Origin of the sequence: Clostridium frigoris (assembly GCF_018861865.1) — a bacterium.
In the GTDB taxonomy this organism is placed as follows: Bacteria; Bacillota; Clostridia; order Clostridiales; family Clostridiaceae; genus Clostridium_AD; species Clostridium_AD frigoris.
Genome location: NZ_JAHLDV010000007.1, coordinates 108,280 through 126,744, shown reverse-complemented (window position 1 = coordinate 126,744; position 18,465 = coordinate 108,280). Strand labels below are relative to the sequence as shown.

The 18,465-nt window shown below is 31.0% G+C and carries 14 protein-coding genes and 1 pseudogene; all 15 read left to right on the top strand.

Features of this window, described 5'->3' with window-relative positions:
• Positions 1 to 9: 9 nt before the first annotated feature.
• The 15 genes and pseudogenes from KPL37_RS05685 to KPL37_RS05615 all read left to right on the top strand — a co-directional run bounded on the left by KPL37_RS05685 (position 10) and on the right by KPL37_RS05615 (position 18,402).
• Complete coding sequence (locus tag KPL37_RS05685) at positions 10 to 816, top strand: phosphatidate cytidylyltransferase (protein ID WP_216146446.1); 807 nt, start codon at positions 10 to 12, stop codon at positions 814 to 816.
• A 414-nt stretch (positions 817 to 1,230) separates the two neighbouring features.
• Positions 1,231 to 2,391, top strand: a complete 1,161-nt coding sequence (locus tag KPL37_RS05680; protein ID WP_216146445.1) for a 1-deoxy-D-xylulose-5-phosphate reductoisomerase — start codon at positions 1,231 to 1,233, stop codon at positions 2,389 to 2,391.
• A gap of 14 nt (positions 2,392 to 2,405) precedes the next feature.
• A complete protein-coding gene (gene rseP / locus KPL37_RS05675) occupies positions 2,406 to 3,443 on the top strand; it encodes an RIP metalloprotease RseP (RefSeq protein WP_216146444.1) in 1,038 nt (345 codons plus the stop codon).
• Between the two features lie 12 nt (positions 3,444 to 3,455).
• A complete protein-coding gene (ispG, locus tag KPL37_RS05670; protein WP_216146443.1) occupies positions 3,456 to 4,505 on the top strand; it encodes a flavodoxin-dependent (E)-4-hydroxy-3-methylbut-2-enyl-diphosphate synthase in 1,050 nt (349 codons plus the stop codon).
• 45 nt (positions 4,506 to 4,550) lie between these two features.
• The gene (locus tag KPL37_RS05665) at positions 4,551 to 8,867 is read left to right on the top strand and encodes a PolC-type DNA polymerase III (RefSeq protein ID WP_246578148.1); all 4,317 of its coding nucleotides are present in this window, start codon (positions 4,551 to 4,553) and stop codon (positions 8,865 to 8,867) included.
• Between the two features lie 203 nt (positions 8,868 to 9,070).
• Positions 9,071 to 9,532: a ribosome maturation factor RimP gene (gene rimP, locus KPL37_RS05660; protein WP_216146441.1), complete on the top strand. Its 462-nt coding sequence runs from the start codon at positions 9,071 to 9,073 to the stop codon at positions 9,530 to 9,532.
• Positions 9,533 to 9,548: 16 nt separating this feature from the next.
• Complete coding sequence (nusA, locus tag KPL37_RS05655) at positions 9,549 to 10,715, top strand: transcription termination factor NusA (RefSeq protein ID WP_216146440.1); 1,167 nt, start codon at positions 9,549 to 9,551, stop codon at positions 10,713 to 10,715.
• Positions 10,716 to 10,726: 11 nt separating this feature from the next.
• Positions 10,727 to 10,993, top strand: coding sequence for an RNase P modulator RnpM (gene rnpM / locus KPL37_RS05650; RefSeq protein ID WP_216146439.1), 267 nt, complete (start codon positions 10,727 to 10,729; stop codon positions 10,991 to 10,993).
• Positions 10,986 to 11,315, top strand: coding sequence for a ribosomal L7Ae/L30e/S12e/Gadd45 family protein (locus tag KPL37_RS05645; protein ID WP_246578140.1), 330 nt, complete (start codon positions 10,986 to 10,988; stop codon positions 11,313 to 11,315). The genes rnpM and KPL37_RS05645 overlap by 8 nt, the downstream gene beginning before the upstream one ends.
• 18 nt (positions 11,316 to 11,333) lie before the next feature.
• A complete protein-coding gene (infB, locus tag KPL37_RS05640) occupies positions 11,334 to 13,409 on the top strand; it encodes a translation initiation factor IF-2 (RefSeq protein WP_216146438.1) in 2,076 nt (691 codons plus the stop codon).
• 20 nt (positions 13,410 to 13,429) lie between these two features.
• A pseudogene (rbfA, locus tag KPL37_RS05635) lies at positions 13,430 to 13,789 on the top strand (30S ribosome-binding factor RbfA); the annotation flags it as partial.
• Positions 13,790 to 13,950: 161 nt separating this feature from the next.
• A complete protein-coding gene (gene truB, locus KPL37_RS05630) occupies positions 13,951 to 14,820 on the top strand; it encodes a tRNA pseudouridine(55) synthase TruB (protein ID WP_216146436.1) in 870 nt (289 codons plus the stop codon).
• Between the two features lie 12 nt (positions 14,821 to 14,832).
• Positions 14,833 to 15,756, top strand: coding sequence for a bifunctional riboflavin kinase/FAD synthetase (locus tag KPL37_RS05625; protein ID WP_216146435.1), 924 nt, complete (start codon positions 14,833 to 14,835; stop codon positions 15,754 to 15,756).
• Positions 15,757 to 15,887: 131 nt separating this feature from the next.
• Positions 15,888 to 16,151, top strand: coding sequence for a 30S ribosomal protein S15 (gene rpsO / locus KPL37_RS05620; protein WP_071613203.1), 264 nt, complete (start codon positions 15,888 to 15,890; stop codon positions 16,149 to 16,151).
• A gap of 124 nt (positions 16,152 to 16,275) precedes the next feature.
• On the top strand, positions 16,276 to 18,402 hold the full coding sequence (locus KPL37_RS05615; RefSeq protein ID WP_216146434.1) for a polyribonucleotide nucleotidyltransferase: 2,127 nt from the start codon (positions 16,276 to 16,278) through the stop codon (positions 18,400 to 18,402).
• The last annotated feature ends 63 nt before the right edge of the window (positions 18,403 to 18,465 follow it).

Sequence of the window (18,465 nt, the reverse complement as noted above, 5' to 3'; positions counted from 1 at the left end):
GAGATAATCATGAATAATAGGTATATAGGGGCTCTTGTTTTAGCTCCGTTCATAATATTTTTATATTTAGGTGGGGTATATTTAAAGTATATTGTAATGGTACTTTCACTTTTTGGTATGTACGAGTTTTATAAAGTTTCTAGAAAAAAACATTATAAACCAATTACATTTATAGGATATGCGTTATGTATAGTATATTACTTAAATATGAATAAGGATTTTTTGCAAAGTTTTAATATATATATCTTAATAGCAACAATTTTTTTACTGCTATGTATTCCTGTAGTTTATACAAGTTACAATTTTGTAGATGTTGCACTTACTTTATTCGGATTTTTGTATGTTGCTGTATTTTTTAGTTTTATAGTATTTATAGACAATAAAACTTACGGTCAATATTTGGTATGGATTATATTCATTTGTTCATGGGGATGTGATACTTTGGCTTATTATTCTGGAAGAATTTTAGGTAAAGGTGGCAAACATAAGCTTTGTCCCAAAGTTAGTCCTAATAAAACTATAGAGGGTTCGATAGGCGGCCTAATTGGGAGTATTATAGGATGTACAATTTATGGATATGTTATTTCAAAATATGGTGTAAATATAGAACTATATCATTATGCTATAATTGGTGTTTTATGTGGTGTTTTTGGACAATTTGGCGATTTAATTGCATCATCAATAAAGAGATATGTAGGTGCTAAGGATTACAGTAGTCTTATACCAGGACATGGTGGAATTCTAGATCGTTTTGATAGTATTTTATTTGTGTCTGTGGTAGTATTTTATTATATTACATTTATAATAAAAATATAGATTATATTGTTTAAGAAAATCATATATTGGGCAGAATGCAAGAAATAATTCAGAGTGGATTGGCATTGATGACTTTATATGATTTTATTATTAAACTAAGTACTATGAGGAAATAACGGTGTCATATTAATATCTGAACTTGATAATGAATATAATATTATAAATACTAGATTGCTATAAAAAATGTTATAAATTATATATTGGTATAGTGAAGGTTCTACTTTATTTTAATAGCTAACTATGTTATATTTAATACTGCGAATATGCAAAAAAATAGAAATAATTAGAAAATATTAACACAAAATTTTGCGTTATATTTGGGATATAATTATATACATTGGCATAGTTGTAGTATTTTTAATTTTGATGACATAATGATTATAAATTATAGCATTATAGGAATGGAGAGAATAGATGAAAAAACTTACTATTTTAGGTGTTACAGGATCAATTGGAACTCAAACTTTAGATGTTATCCGATCGGATATTAAAAACTTTATTATTATAGGAATTTCTGCTAATACTAATTATGAGGGAATTATACCTATCATAGAGGAATTTAAACCTAAATATGTTGCCATGATGGATGAGGGTGCCTCAATAAAACTTAAAAATTATTGTGGCTTAAAGAAATATACAACGGAAATATTGCATGGATTAGATGGTTTGAATTATATAAGTACTTTACCTGAAGTTGATCTTGTAGTAACTTCAGTTGTAGGAATGATAGGACTCGTTCCAACTATAAAAGCTATTGATGCAGGAAAGGATATAGCTTTAGCTAATAAGGAAACACTAGTTGTCGCGGGAGAACTCGTCATGGAGGCTGCTAAAAAAAACAATGTAAGTATTTTGCCAATTGATTCGGAGCATGGTGCAATATTTCAATGTTTGCAAGGTAATAAGTTAGAAAATGTTAATAAAATAATAATAACTGCATCTGGTGGGCCATTCAAAGGTAAAAATAGAAAAGAATTAATAGATATAAGACCTGAAGATGCGATTAAACATCCCAAATGGAAAATGGGTAAAAAAATATCAGTTGATTCGTCAACGCTTATGAATAAGGGACTGGAAGTTATAGAAGCACACTTTCTATTTGGGGTAGATTATGAAAACATACAAGTAGTAGTTCATCCACAAAGTGTTATACATTCTATGGTTGAGTATATAGATGGTAGTATAATAGCACAAATGAGTTCTACGGACATGAGGCTCCCTATTCAATATGCAATAAACTATCCAAAAAGAAATAGTGCTGTCATCGATAAATTAGATTTTTATAATATAGGTAACTTAACTTTTGAAAAACCTGATAGTGATACATTTAAATGTCTTAAATTAGCCTTAAAAGCAGGTAAAATGGGCGGGAATATGCCTGCTATAATGAATGCTGCCAATGAGGTAGCTGTTGAACTTTTTTTAGAATATAAAATTAAATATCTTCAAATAGATGAGATTATAGAAAAATGCATGAATAAATTTGATTACAGTATTAAACCAAATTTGGAAGAAATTTTAGAGGTTGATTTAAAGGTTAGGGAATATGTAAAAAATAATTATGATGAAAAATAGGGAGGAAAATTGTTATGGGTAGTATTTTACCGAACATACCATATATTATTATGGCTATTTTAGCATTTAGTCTTTTAGTAATAATACACGAATTAGGGCATTTTATGATGTGCAAGCTAAATGGGGTAAAGGTAAGCGAATTTTCCTTAGGAATGGGTCCGAAACTTTTTGGAATAAAAGGAAAGGAAACAGAGTATCTAATTAAAGCATTTCCTGTTGGAGGATATGTTAAAATGGAAGGTGAAGAGGAAAGTAGTAGTGATCCTAGATCTTTCACTAATAAAACACCAGTTCAAAAACTAAGCATAGTTTCCGCGGGAGCAATTATGAACTTGATTTTGGCAGTGTTTTTATTTGCCATTGTAGGTGGAGCAAAAGGATATATATTGCCAATAGTAGGAAAAATAGTCCCTAATAGCCCAGCTATGAATGCTGGTCTAAAAGTTGGAGATACAATTACTAAAGTTGGTAAGGTTAAAACAGATAGATGGGATGAATTTATAAATGTGGTTTATGCGTCTAAAGGTGAAAGTATGAACATTAAGGTGCTTAGAGATTCAAAGTTAATAGATATCTCTTTAAAACCTGTTAAGAATGTGAAAGAAAATAGGTATATAATAGGTATTTTCGTTTCTGGAGTAGAAAAAAAATTAAATTTTGGTGAATCAGTAGGATACGGATTTAGTCAAACTGTTGATACTGCAAAACAAACTTTTGGTTTTTTTGGTAGCCTATTTAAGGGGCAAGTTTCAGGTTCTGATGTTGGGGGACCTATAAGTATAATGAGAATTTCAACTAAGGCAGCACAAACTGGATTTACAACGCTACTTTACTTTACTGCACTAATGAGTGTGCAGTTAGGAATATTTAATATAATACCTTTTCCGGCTTTAGATGGAGGATGGATTTTTATGTTATTATTTGAAATAATATCAGGAAAAAAATTAGATGATAATAAGGTAGGAACTATAAATTATATTGGATTTATGTTTTTAATGGCATTAATGGTGATAATAGTTATTAAGGATATAGTTAGTCCGCTAAAATTCTAGGAGATGAAGATTATGGAAGCTAGAAAAACAAAGAAAATTAAAGTTGGTAATATATATATAGGTGGAGACTCAAAGGTATCAGTGCAGTCAATGACCAGCACTGATACGCGAGATGTAGAGGCTACAATAAAACAAATACTTGAGTTAGAGGAAGCAGGCTGTGATATCGTAAGGTGTGCAGTGCCTGATATGGTGGCGGCTGAGGCTATTAAAGATATAATGAATGGGATTCATATACCGCTAGTTGCAGATATCCATTTTGACTATAGGCTGGCTTTAAAAGTTATAGAAAATGGAGTATCCAAGCTAAGAATTAATCCAGGAAATATTGGAAGCGTTGATAAAATAAAATTAGTTGCAGATGCAGCTAAAGAAAAGGGAATTCCTATTAGAATTGGAGTAAATTCAGGATCGCTAGAAAAAGATATTCTTGAAAAGTATGGTCATGTATGTGCACAGGCTTTAGTTGAAAGTGCACTAAAACATGTTGAGATACTTGAAAGTTTAAATTTTTATGATATAGTCATTTCTATAAAATCATCAGATGTTGTTATGATGATTGAAAGTTATAAACTATTATCAGGCAAGGTGGATTATCCACTTCACCTTGGGGTTACGGAGGCTGGAACTACGTGGAGAGGAACAATAAAATCAAGTGTTGGAATTGGAGCACTACTATCTTTAGGTATAGGGAATACTATAAGGGTATCACTAACTGGAGATGTAGTAGATGAGGTTAAGGTTGGAATAGAAATCCTAAAATCATTAGGGTATATAGATGATGGAATTAAATTTATATCATGCCCAACATGTGGGAGAACACAAATCAATCTTATAAAGATTGCGAATGAAGTAGAAAAAAGATTAGAATTTTGTAATAAAAATATAAAAATTGCAGTAATGGGATGCATAGTTAATGGCCCGGGTGAAGCAAGAGAAGCTGATATTGGAATCGCTGGCGGAGATGGAGTTGGTCTCATATTTAAAAAAGGAAAAATAATTAAAACCGTTAAGGAAGAAGATTTAGTAGAAGAACTTATACGTGAAGTAGATAATTTATAACATGTCTTCCCAGGAGGAATATTAATGAACGCAAGCCTAGCTGAAATGTTAAAAAATGATTTTGATTTAAATGATGAAACATTGGTGGATGATATTAAGGTATTAAGGGTTCAGTACCTTAAAAAAAGCAACAAATTAAGGGTAATAATTAAATCTTTTGAGGATACAGATGATAATAAAAAACTACTAATTAAAAAGATTATATCAAAAAGATTATGTAGTTTTAACGATATACAGTTAATTTGTTACCGGGATGTATCAAATGCAACTATAGAAGATGTAAAAAATAAGTTTTGGCTAGATGTGGTTAATGTAATATCTATCTCAGAGCCATCAAGTAAGGATAGTTTACTTAAATCAACTAGAATAATTGAGAATGGTATACTTAAGATTCAATGTGGTAATGATTTTATGTGCAAAATTTTAAGAGATAAGAACATAGAAGTTCTTATGAAAAACACTATAAATGATATGTTTGGAGTAAATTCAGTAGTTAAATTAGAATATAATAGTGACCTTTCTAAAGAAGATTTTTTCGTGAAAAAAGAAAAGGAAAATGAAACTATAATTAATGAAATAGTTAAAAACATAAATATAGAAAAGACAGACAAGCCACGCAACAGTAGCTCAAATAATGATAATAGCAATGGATACAAAGCTAATAAGTTTAGTAAACCTTTCTACAAAAAAGGTGAGGTTGCTGATAAAAATACTATAATGGGAAGAAATATTAACGATGAAAGTACAGAAATAAAAGATATAAGTGAGACTTCTGGAATAATTTGTGCTTGTGGTGACATTTTCAAGGTAAAAATAATTGAGACTAAAACAGGAAGAATAATTATAACATTTTATATTACAGATTATTCTAGTTCAATTACAGTGAAGTGTTTTCCAAAACCTAAAGATGTAGAAAAAATGATGGAAGAAATTAAAGTTGGACTTTTTTGTAAGGTTCGTGGAGAAGCAAGTTACGATACTTATGCAAGAGAAGTTGTAGTTATGGCGAGAGACATAATTAAACTTAAAAAAATACAAAGAATGGATACGGCTAAGGAGAAAAGGGTTGAACTTCATCTTCATACACAAATGAGCGCTATGGATGGTATGAGTCCTGCATCTAAACTAGTTGAAAGAGCGGCTATGTGGGGCCATAATGCAGTAGCAATAACTGATCATGGCGTAGTTCAGGCATTTCCCGAAGCTATGGATTCAGCTAAAAAGAATAAAATTAAGGTTATCTACGGGGTTGAGGGTTATCTAGTAGATGATGGAGTTCCAATTGTTATTAATAATAAAGATGAAACTTTAGATGATCGGTTTGTAGTCTTTGATTTAGAAACAACTGGATTGTCAAGTGAAAATGATAAGATTATAGAAATTGGTGCATTAAAAATAGAAAATGGAAAAATAGTAGATAGATTTAGTGAGTTTGTAAATCCAGGGATAGACATACCTTATAAAATTATAGAACTAACTGGAATTACAAATGATAATGTATCTGATGCAGACTCTATAGAAAAAATACTTCCTAAGTTTTTAGAATTTGCAAAAGATAGCGTGCTCGTAGCACATAATTCTGATTTTGATGCATCTTTTATTAAAAAAAATTCAGAGAGGTTGAATTTGAGATTTGAGAGTGCAATTATGGATACAATTCCTTTAGCTAAGTATTTGCTAAAAGATCTTAAAACATTTAAGTTAAATACAGTAGCTAAGTATCTAGGCATAACTCTTGAAAATCATCATAGAGCTGTAGATGATGCTAAAGCGACAACGGATATATTATTACATTGTTTTGGTCTACTTCGCGAAAAAAATATTCTAGATTTAAATACTTTAAACAAAGAATTTTTAGCTGATTTTAATGTAAATAAGGCAAACACTTATCATGTGATTATTTTGGTAAAGAATCAGGTAGGTTTAAAGAATCTTTATAAGCTTATTTCATTCTCAAATTTGGAATATTTTCATAGAAGACCAAGGCTTCCTAAAACTTTGATTGAAAAGTACAGAGAGGGCCTTATAGTTGGATCAGCATGTGAAGCTGGACAAGTATATAAAGTGGTTCTTCAAGGAAAATCTGATGAAGAAATCAATAAAATAGTAGAATTTTATGACTATTTAGAAATACAACCTCTATTAAATAACAAATTTATGATTAAGAATGGAATAGTAAGAGATGAGAAAGAATTAATGGATATTAATAGGAGAATATGTACTGTTGGCGATAAAAATAATATGCCGGTAGTTGCTACAGGGGATGTACATTTTTTAGAACCTTCAGATGAAATTTTTAGAAGTATATTAATGGCAGGTAAAGGGTTTTCGGATGCAGATGATCAACCACCGTTATATTTTAAAACTACAAATGAAATGTTAAGTGAGTTTTCGTACTTAGGAGAAAAAAAATGCAAGGATGTTGTAATTTATAATCCAAATAAAATTGCTGAAATGATAGAAGTTATAAAACCTATACCAGATGGAACATTTACGCCGACAATACCCGGTGCTGAAGAGGATATTCGAAAAATGACATCAGATAAGGTTCATTCAATATATGGAGACCCACTACCAGAGATAGTTGAAAAAAGACTGGATAAGGAATTAAATTCTATTATAGGCCATGGATATGCAGTACTTTACTTAATAGCTGAAAAATTAGTAGCAAAATCACTTGCAGATGGATATTTAGTAGGCTCGAGAGGGTCGGTTGGATCATCATTTGCAGCTAATATGTCCAATATAACAGAAGTGAATGGGCTCCCACCGCACTATATATGTCCGAGTTGTAAAAAAAGCGAATTTATTTTAGATGGATCTATTGGTTCGGGTGCGGATTTACCTGATAAAGAATGTCCTGATTGTGGCACCTTATATAAAAAAGATGGGTTTGATATTCCATTTGAAACATTCTTAGGATTCGAAGGAGATAAAGAACCGGATATAGATTTGAACTTTTCAGGAGATAATCAAGCAGACATACATAGGTATACAGAGGTTCTGTTTGGTAAAGGTCATACTTTCAAGGCGGGAACGATTGGAACTATTGCTGAGAAAACTGCTTATGGATATGTTAAAAAATACTTAAATGAAAAAGATATTATGGTACCTCAAGCTGAAATAGAACGCCTTGTACAAGGATGTACAGGCGTTAAGAGGACCTCAGGACAACATCCTGGTGGAATAATGGTTGTTCCAAGTGACAACGAGATATATAATTTTTGCCCTGTGCAACATCCGGCAGATGATCCTACATCAGATATTATAACAACACATTTTGATTACCACTCTATAAGTGGTAGGTTACTTAAACTTGATATTCTTGGTCATGATGATCCTACAATGCTTAGAATGCTTCAAGATTTAACAGGACTTGATCCTTTGACTATCCCTTTATCGGATAACAAGGTCATAAGTTTATTTACGTCACCAACAGCATTGGGGCTAACAGCTAAGGAATTGGGTTGTGAAGTGGGAAGTTATGGAGTACCGGAATTTGGTACAAAATTCGTAAGACAAATGCTATTAGATACTCAACCAAAATCTTTTTCTGATTTGGTTAGAATTTCAGGATTATCTCATGGTACTGACGTATGGATTAACAATGCGCAATATTATATTAAAGAAGGATTTACAACGCTTAAAGATTGTATTTCTACAAGAGATGATATAATGGTTTATTTATTACAGAAAGATTTACCACCTAAAACTGCTTTTACTATTATGGAAAAAGTAAGAAAAGGTAAGGGACTTTCAGAAGAACATGAGAAAGTAATGAAAGAGCATGACGTTCCTGATTGGTATATAGGCTCATGTAAAAAAATAAAGTACATGTTTCCTAAAGGTCACGCAGTAGCATATGTAATGATGGCTATTAGAATAGCATACTATAAGGTTTATTATCCAAAAGAGTATTATGCTACTTTCTTTACTATAAGAGCAGATGATTTTGATGCAAATTTAATTGTAAAAGGTGAGAGTGCTATAAAAGTTAAAATGGATGAGCTCGAAGCTTTAGGTAAGGATATAGGTCTTAAAGAAAAAGGACTTCTTACGGCTCTCGAATTATCTTTTGAAATGTATAAAAGAGGAATTAAACTACTAAATGTTGATCTTTATAAATCAGAGGCAGTTAAATTTACAATCGAAGAAGATTCACTAAGACCTCCTTTAAATGCACTTGAAGGGGTAGGTGAAAATGCTGCTAAAAGTATAGTGCTAGAAAGAGTAAATGGAGAATTTATATCAAAAGAAGATTTGAGAACACGCTCCAAAGTATCTAAAACAGTTATTGAATCATTAAATAATCATGGATGCTTAAAGGATCTTCCTGATACAAATCAGCTGTCGTTTTTTTAGAGAAATGTAATTAACCCTTGAAATAGCAGATTTTATATGATAGAATAATAGATATTAGTTATCGCTAGTTATTTTATTGCAAGAGAGTAGGCCCGCCTACTCTCTATTTATTGAAACGCAACTCATGGTTGCGTTTTAATTATAATATTATGATTAATTATGTTAATAATAGTATAAAATACTAATAAAAGGAGGGTGTTAGAATGAAAAATGATACCTTGTTGCAAAAGCTTAGAAAAATAGCTTTGCCAATAGTTGAAAAAAACAATTGTGAATTATATCATTTGGAGTATGTAAAAGAAGCTGGAGAAAATTATTTAAGAATTTATATAGATAGTTCAAGTGGAATATCTTTGGAAGACTGTGAGAAAACTAGCAGAGGCATAAGTGAAATATTAGATGTTGAAGATCCAATAACTGATAGTTACTGTTTAGAAGTATCCTCACCAGGAATTGAGAGAATTTTATATGATGATAATCATCTAAAAAAATACATAGGTCAAAATGTACTAGTTAATTTAAAGAACCTATATGAGGGAACTAAAAAACTTGAGGGCGAGTTAGTAGGTTTTTCTGATGTACAAATAGAAATTCAATATGATGGGAATAATATAATTATTCCAAAAGAAAATATTTCCATCGTAAGTTTAAAACCAGTGCTGTAAGGAGGAAGTTATTAAAATGAATCAAGAATTTATTGAAGCATTGAGAGAGATTGTAGACCAAAAGGGAATTAGTGAAGATTTACTTTTTGAAACTATAGAAGATGCATTAGTTGCAGCGTACAAGAAAAATTTTGCTACGCTATCAAATAATAGTCAAGATGTAAAAGTAACAATGAACAGAGAAACAGGAGAAATACATGTTTATGGTCAAAAGACGGTTGTAGAAGAAGTTGTTGAGGATTCTAGTGAAATAACACTAGATGAAGCTAAAGAATATAGTCCTAAATATCAAATAGATGATATTGTTGATATTGAAGTTACTCCAAGAAAATTTGGAAGAATAGCTGCACAAGCTGCAAAACAAGTAGTTATTCAAAGGATTAAAGAAGCTGAAAGAAATATAATATACAATGAATTTATAACCAAAGAGTTTGATATTATTACCGGAAGCGTTATAAGAAAAGACAGAGGTAATGTATTTATAGATTTAGGTAAAATCGAAGCTGTTCTTGGAGCTAATGAACAAATGCCGGGTGAAGAATATAATTTTAATGAAAAATTAAAACTATATATTGTTGAGGTTAAAAATACTACTAAAGGTGCTCAAGTTGGAGTGTCAAGAACCCATCCAGGCCTTGTAAAACGATTGTTTGAATTAGAAGTACCAGAGGTTTTTGGTGGAGTTGTTGAGATTAAAAGTATTTCGAGAGAAGCTGGTTCAAGGACTAAAATTGCAGTATATTCAAATGATGAAAATGTTGATGCTATGGGAGCTTGCGTAGGACCTAAGGGTGTTCGTGTTCAAAGCATAGTTAATGAATTAAGAAATGAAAAAATTGATATTATTAAATGGAGCAAGAAAGCTGAAGAATATATTTCAAATGCTTTAAGTCCCGCAAAAGTATTAAATGTAGTAGTTGAGGAAGTTTCTAAATCTGCAAAGGTCATAGTGGAAGATAATCAATTATCTTTAGCTATTGGAAAAGAAGGCCAAAATGTTAGATTGGCAGCAAGATTAACTGGTTGGAAAATAGATATAAAAAGTAGAACACAAGCTCAATACAACATAGATGTAAATGAAATTGTTGAAAGTGAAGTAATTGATAATCAAGTAGTTAAAGATCAAACAACTGAAAATCAATTAGCGCTAGATCAAGTAATTGAAACCATTACGCAGGAGTAGGTGATAGCTTTATGAAAGTTAAAAAAGTACCTCAGCGCATGTGTACAGGGTGTATGGAAATGAAACCTAAGAAAGAGCTATTGCGAATAGTAAATAGTAAAGAAGGCGAAATTTCTATAGATTTAATAGGTAAAAAACCAGGTAGAGGTGCATATGTTTGTAAAAGTATAGAGTGTTTTGAAAAATCTTACAAGACAAAAAGATTAGAGCGAAATTTAGGTGGCAAAATAAGCGAAGAAATTTATGCAAAACTAAAGGATGAGATTAATCATGAATAATAAATTTTTTCAATTTTTGGGTTTAACTAAAAAGGCAGGTAAACTTATTGAAGGCTATAATCAATGTGAAGATGCACTATCACATGGGAGAGGAACCCTTATAATTTTATCTGAAGAAAGCGCTGTAAATACTAAAGACAAGTTTAAAAGATTATCTGTTAAAAATGTTATACCAATTATTGAAGGTGTTCCAAATGAAACTTTAGGTAAATCTTTAGGTAGAGCAGAAATCAATGTTTTATGCGTAAATGATAAAAAAATGACGAATAAGCTATTAAGTTTATGGAATGAAAACAATGAAAATAGCGAAAATAACGAATAAATTTCGGGGGTGAATGATTTGGCAAAAGTCAGAATATATGAATTAGCTAAAGAGTTAGAAGTGTCAAGTAAAGAATTAATTAATGTACTATTTGAAGAGTTTAGTATAAAGGCCAAAAATCATATGAGTGTGATTGAGGAAGAAGATGCTGAATTAATAAAGGAACTTTATAGTGACGAAAATTCAGGACTTAAGGATAATAAAAATGAAACAGTAGAACACTATGAAAACTTAGCTAATGAAGATGCTAATAAAGTTGTCATTAGAAAAAGAGGTAGAAAAGGTAGAGACGAATTAGGAAGTGGTAACAATGCTGTTGAACCAATCGATGACGAAGTTGTAGTAATTGATAGTACTATTACAGTTAAAGATTTGGCTGATACGTTAAAAAGACCTTATGTTGAAGTAATAAAACAACTTATTTTCATAGGTGTTATGGCCGGAATGAATCAGGAAATAGATTTTGCAACAGCTGAGAAAGTAATAGAAAAATATGGCGCACTTGCAGTACTCAAAGATTCTGAAGCAGGAAAAATTGCTGATGATGAAGATATTGAGGAAAATGACGCTGAAGTAGCTACAGATAAAAAACCAGCAGTTGTTACAGTTATGGGTCATGTTGATCATGGTAAGACATCATTACTTGATTGTATTAGAAAATCTAAGGTTACAGAAACAGAAGCTGGCGGAATAACTCAACATATAGGAGCATATACTGTTAATATTAATGGAGAAAAAATAACATTCTTAGATACACCTGGTCATGAAGCGTTTACAGCGATGAGAGCGCGTGGTGCTCAAATAACTGATATAGTTATACTAGTAGTTGCGGCTGATGATGGTATTATGCCACAAACTGAAGAAGCTATAAATCATTGTAAAGCTGCGAGTGTTCCAATAATAGTTGCAATAAACAAGATAGATAGACCAGGAGCTAATGTAGATAAAGTTAAGCAAGAACTAACAGAATTCGGACTTGTAGCAGAAGATTGGGGTGGAGACACAATTTGTGTTCCAGTGTCAGCTCATACTAAGGAAGGTATTGATACTTTACTTGAAATGATACTAATTACTGCAGAAATGTTAGAGCTTAAGGCAAATGCTAAAAGACGTGCAAAAGGAACTGTAATAGAGGGAAAACTTGATAAAGGTCGTGGACCACTTGCTACATTACTTATACAAAATGGTACGCTTAACACTGGAGATTCTATAATAGTTGGATCAACTTATGGAAGAATAAGAGCAATGTTTGATGATAAGGGTAAAAAAATAAAAACAGCAGGACCATCTATACCAGTAGAAATACTTGGATTATCTGATGTACCATCGGCTGGAGATAGATTTAATGTAACTAAAGATGAGAAAACTGCAAGAAATATGGCTGAAGCTAGAAAAGCAAATTTAAGAGAAGAACATTTTCAAGCTAGTAATAGAGTTTCTATGGAAAATTTATACAACCAGATACAAGAAGGATCTGTTAAAGAACTTGGCGTAATTGTTAAAGCAGACGTTCAAGGATCTGTAGAGGCTGTTCGACAATCACTTGAAAAATTATCTACTGATAATGTTAAAGTAAGAGTTATACATTCTGGAGTTGGAGCTATAACAGAGACTGATGTTGTACTTGCGGCGGCATCAAATGCAATAATTATAGGTTTTAATGTAAGACCTGATAATAATGCTGCGATAGTTGGAGAAAAAGAAAAAGTAGAAATTAAAACGTACAGAATAATTTATGATGCTCTTGATGATATAAAATTAGCAATGCTTGGAATGCTCGATCCTGTATACAAAGAAGTTGTTTTAGGTAGAGTAGAAATAAGACAAATATATAAAGTTTCAAATGTAGGAACAATAGCAGGATCTTACGTATTGACTGGTAAAGTCACTAGAAATAGTAGTGTTAGAGTTCTTAGAAATGGAATAGTTATAACTGAATCTACTTTAGCTTCATTAAAGAGATTTAAAGATGATGCAAAAGAGGTTGCTGCAGGATTTGAATGTGGATTAAGTATAGAAAAATTCAATGACCTTAAAGAAGGAGACATCATTGAAGCATTCATAATGGAAGAAATAAAACCAAAACTAGTATAAGATAAGGAGTAGTGGATTGTATGGTTAATTATAGAAATGGTAGAATAAATGAAGAAATTAAAAAAGATGTAAGCAATACAATTCAAAACAAAATAAAAGATCCAAGATTAAGTGCTATGGTTAGTGTAACAAAAGTAGATACAACTAAAGACCTAAGTTATACAAAGATTTATGTTAGTATATTTGGAAATGAACTTTCAAAAAAAGAAACAATTCAAGCACTTAAAAGTTCAACTGGTCTTATAAGAAAAGAAATAGGAATTCATGTTAAGTTAAGACATGTTCCTCAGGTTATTATAGAGATAGATGAAACTATTGAACGTGCAATACATCTAGAAAAAATCTTTCATCAAATAAAGGCAAAAGATAAGAATGAAAATGAAAAACATAGTGAAGAAGAAACAAAGATTGAAGATGAAGTAAAGAGTGAAGATAACAATGAAGGCTAACCATATCATTAGCAAGATAAAAATATTGTTAAAGTAAGTTTTGATAATACTAAAGTTAAATTAATGGAAATTTTAGAAAAAGAGTTGATGAAATGAATGGTATATTAAATGTATTTAAACCTACAGGAATTACTTCTTTTGATGTAGTGCGTTTAATAAGAAAAATCAGTAATGTAAAAAAAGTAGGCCACGCTGGCACTCTAGACCCAGAAGCTAGCGGGGTCTTACCTGTTTGTATAGGGAAGGCAACAAAGGCTATAGATTATATAATGGGAGACTTTAAAATTTATGAAACTGAATTGAAATTGGGCGTTATTACAGATACTTATGATAGAGAGGGAAAAATTTTAAAAGAAAGTGAAGTTAATTCAGACATAGATGAAATTACTACAGTTATTAATTCATTTATAGGAGAAATAAAGCAAGTTCCGCCTATGTACTCTGCTCTAAAGGTTAATGGAAAAAAACTTTATGAGTTAGCAAGGGCTGGAATAGAGATAGAGAGAGAGCCAAGACCTATAGTAATTTATGATATAAATATTACGGATATTAAATTACCTTATATAAAATTTACGGTAAAATGTTCTAAGGGTACGTATATTAGAAGCTTGTGTTATGATATTGGGGAAAAATTAAAATGTGGTGGCATGATGTGGAATTTACAAAGAACGGCTACAGGCCAATTTCATATTGAGAATGCTATAAATGTTAATGAATTAAATGAAGAAAATATAAACAAATACATTATGCCTATAGAAACTATTTTTAGTGCAAATGCTAAAATTATAATAGAGGATAGATTTGTTAAGTTCTTATTAAATGGTGTCATAGTTAAGGATAAGGCACTAACTTGCATGTTTGAATCTGGCATTATGTATAGCATATATAATAATGAGGATAATTTTATTGGAATTGCTGATAGAAGTGATGATGGTGTTAGGCTAATAAAGTCATTTATATAGGAGTAAATTAAAATGTTAATTATAGAAGATAATTTTAAAACTAATCTTAAATATCAAACGTTTATTGCACTCGGAAGTTTTGATGGACTACATTTAGGTCATATGCATCTTATAAATAAAGCAGTGGAATTATCAAAAGCAAATAATGCAAAAAGTATGATCTGTACTTTTAAAAATCATCCTTTGTCTGTTATTAATAAAGAGATTTGTCCAAAGCTTATAATGGATAATGATACTAAAATAAAATTACTGAAAGACACAGGTATAGATATAGTTAATTTAGCTAATTTTGATAAAGAATTTATGAAGATAACCCCTGAAGAATTTATAAGAAATATGGTTAAGTGTTATAATGCTAAGGGAATAATTGTTGGTTTTAATTATAGATTTGGTTATAAAAATTTAGGTGATGTAGAAATGCTTAAGGAATATAGTACAATACTTGGATATAAACTATATGTTTGTGATGCAGTTAGTGTTAATGATGAAATTGTAAGCAGTTCTAGAATACGTCATCTAATTGCTGAAGGTAATATTGTTAAAGCAAATGAACTTTTAGGACGTCCACACACTATTATTGGAAATGTGGTTAAGGGTAAACAACTTGGTAGAACTATTGGTTTTCCAACTGTGAATCTAAACTACAATAAGGACTATATTCTTCCTAAGGGAGGGGTATACTATACTATAATTGAATATAATAATTGTTTTTATAAAGCTATAACCAACATAGGATATAATCCTACTGTAGAAGGCGGTAAATTATCAGTAGAAACGTATATTTTAGATTTTAACAAGCAAATTTACAATGAGGTAGTTAAAATCAACTTTATAAACAGAATAAGAGATGAAGTTAAATTTAATAATGTAGATGAACTAAAATGCCAGCTTGTAAAGGATAAAGAGTATGCTTATAATCAAAAAATAGAATTATAAGTGTAAATATACAAAAAATAATTTACAATTTAATCTTAGTTTGTTATAATTGATTTGAACCTTATGCTAAGTTAGCCGATTCACCAACGGTGTACTTGGAATATGGGGATTTTATTCGGAGGTGTTGTAAAATGACAAAGACTACAAAACAAGAAATAATGGTAAAACATGCAAGACATGAAGGAGATACCGGTTCTCCAGAAGTACAAATAGCACTTTTAACTGAAAGAATTACAGAGTTAAATGAGCATTTAAAAGTTCATAAAAAAGATAACCATTCAAGAAGAGGTCTATTAATGATGGTTGGTCAAAGAAAAGGTATGTTAGGTTACTTAAAGAACAAAGATATTGAAAGATATCGTGCAATTCTAGCAGAACTCGGACTAAGAAAATAATTCGGAGCGGCTTAGCCGCTCTATTATTTTAGGTTAAGGGCAAAATATATACGATTAACTACTAATATTATACGAATATTGGTAATTCAAACATGAGTAATTTAAATTGAGGGGAGGCAAATATATGATTCATACTATAGAAACTACGGTAGCAGGTAGAAAACTTAAAGTTGAATATGGTAAGGTTGGAATGTTATCAGATTGTGCAATTTTTATGAGTTATGGTGAGACAGTAGTTTTAGTTAATACAAATGCTTCAGAAAAACCTAGGGACGGTATCGATTTTTTTCCATTAAGTGTAGAATATGAAGAAAAACTTTATGCTGTTGGTAAAATTCCTGGTGGCTTCATAAAAAGAGAAGCAAGACCATCAGAAAGAGCAATTTTAACTGCAAGAGGTATAGATAGGCCTCTAAGACCACTATTTCCTAAAGGTTATAAAAATGATGTACAAATTGTTTGTACAGTACTATCAGTTGAACAAGATAATTCACCTGAAATACTTGCTATGAATGGAGCGTCACTTGCATTATGTATATCAAGTATACCTTTTACTGATGCTGTTGCAACGGTTTCAGTTGGGCTGGTTGATGGTAAATTCATATTAAGTCCTACGCAGAGCGAGAGAAAAGCAAATTCTATGAAGCTTACAGTTTGTGCTACAAAAGACAATGTAACAATGATAGAAGCTAGTGGAGACGAAATAGCTGAAGATATAATGATAGATGCAATCGACTTTGCTTTTGAAGCATGTAAAAAAATAGTAGCTTTCCAAGAAGAAGCTATAGCTAAATTTGGAAAGAAAAAAAACATTCCTGAGTTTAAGAAAATAGATGAAACTCTCGAAAGTGAAGTTAGAAAATTCTCATTTGATATGGTGAAGACAGCAATGTACATAATGGATAAGGATGAGAGAAATGTAATGGTTGATCAAATAAAATCAAAAATAAGTGCTGAATTTGATGAAAAGTATGCTGATAAAAAATCAGATATAGGTGAAATTTTCTATAATATCCAAAAAGAAATAGTTAGAAATATGATGTTAAATGAAAATAGAAGACCAGATGGAAGGGCTTTTGATGAAGTTAGGCCAATAAGTTGTGAGGTAGGAGTACTTCCAAGAACTCATGGAACAGGTCTTTTCACAAGAGGACTTACTCAAGTTATGGGAGTTGCAACACTTGGAGCATTAAAGGAAGCACAGATACTAGACGGAATAAGTGATGAGGATACTAAAAGATATATGCATCATTATAATTTCCCAGCTTACAGCGTAGGAGAAACTAAACCAATGCGTGGACCTGGAAGACGAGAAATCGGACATGGTGCACTAGCAGAAAAAGCAGTAGAACCACTTTTACCATCTGTAGAAGAATTTCCATATGCAATTCGTGTGGTATCAGAAGTATTAAGTTCTAATGGTTCAACATCTCAAGCAAGTGTAAGTGCAAGTATTTTGGCACTATTAGATGCTGGAGTTCCAATTAAGAGACCTGCAGCTGGAATTGCAATGGGATTAATTACAAATGATGATTTATCTAAAGAAAAAGTTATAACTGATATTCAGGGTATAGAAGATTTCTTTGGAGATATGGATTTTAAAGTAGCTGGAACTGTTAATGGTATTACAGCTATACAAGTCGATACAAAACTTCATGGATTATCTAATTATTGCATTAAAACTGCAATTATAGATGCGAAAAAAGCTAGACTTCATATAATTGGTAAAATGAATGAATGTATAGAAGCACCAAGAATTGAAATGTCAAAGTATGCTCCTAGAATGTACGTGCTAAATGTTGCACCTGACAAGATTAGGGATGTAATAGGTAAAGGTGGAGCAACTATAAAGAAAATTATAGCAGAAACTGGTGTTAAAATAGATACTAGTGATGATGGAAAAATTGTAATTATGTCTAGTGATAGCGTGAGTGCAAATAAAGCAGTTAAAATAGTTGAACAGTTAACTAAATCTGTTAAAGTTGGAGAAATATATTTAGGAAAAGTAACTAAAATTGCTGCTTTTGGAGCATTTGTAGAAATTTTACCTAATAAAGAAGGTTTAGTGCATATTTCTAAACTTGATTTTGAAAGAGTTAATAAAGTAGAAGATATTGTATCCGTTGGCGATGAAATATTGGTAAAAGTAATGGAAATAGATAATCAAGGAAGAGTAAATCTTTCAAGAAGAGATGCTATGAAAGATAGCGAAAATGAAAAAAAAGAGAATGAAAAAAAATTGAATGAATAATAATAGAGGGGCTTAGATGCCTTTTTATTTTTTTTTTTAAATAAAATAACACTAATATGCACA

Excerpts from the sequence above, each read along its gene's own strand:
- KPL37_RS05685 (WP_216146446.1), top strand. The coding sequence starts at position 10 with ATGAATAATAGGTATATAGGGGCTCTTGTTTTAGCTCCGTTCATAATA.
- KPL37_RS05680 (WP_216146445.1), top strand. The coding sequence starts at position 1,231 with ATGAAAAAACTTACTATTTTAGGTGTTACAGGATCAATTGGAACTCAA.
- rseP (WP_216146444.1), top strand. The coding sequence starts at position 2,406 with ATGGGTAGTATTTTACCGAACATACCATATATTATTATGGCTATTTTA.
- ispG (WP_216146443.1), top strand. The coding sequence starts at position 3,456 with ATGGAAGCTAGAAAAACAAAGAAAATTAAAGTTGGTAATATATATATA.
- KPL37_RS05665 (WP_246578148.1), top strand. The coding sequence starts at position 4,551 with ATGTTAAAAAATGATTTTGATTTAAATGATGAAACATTGGTGGATGAT.
- rimP (WP_216146441.1), top strand. The coding sequence starts at position 9,071 with ATGAAAAATGATACCTTGTTGCAAAAGCTTAGAAAAATAGCTTTGCCA.
- nusA (WP_216146440.1), top strand. The coding sequence starts at position 9,549 with ATGAATCAAGAATTTATTGAAGCATTGAGAGAGATTGTAGACCAAAAG.
- rnpM (WP_216146439.1), top strand. The coding sequence starts at position 10,727 with ATGAAAGTTAAAAAAGTACCTCAGCGCATGTGTACAGGGTGTATGGAA.
- KPL37_RS05645 (WP_246578140.1), top strand. The coding sequence starts at position 10,986 with ATGAATAATAAATTTTTTCAATTTTTGGGTTTAACTAAAAAGGCAGGT.
- truB (WP_216146436.1), top strand. The coding sequence starts at position 13,951 with ATGAATGGTATATTAAATGTATTTAAACCTACAGGAATTACTTCTTTT.
- KPL37_RS05625 (WP_216146435.1), top strand. The coding sequence starts at position 14,833 with ATGTTAATTATAGAAGATAATTTTAAAACTAATCTTAAATATCAAACG.
- rpsO (WP_071613203.1), top strand. The coding sequence starts at position 15,888 with ATGACAAAGACTACAAAACAAGAAATAATGGTAAAACATGCAAGACAT.
- KPL37_RS05615 (WP_216146434.1), top strand. The coding sequence starts at position 16,276 with ATGATTCATACTATAGAAACTACGGTAGCAGGTAGAAAACTTAAAGTT.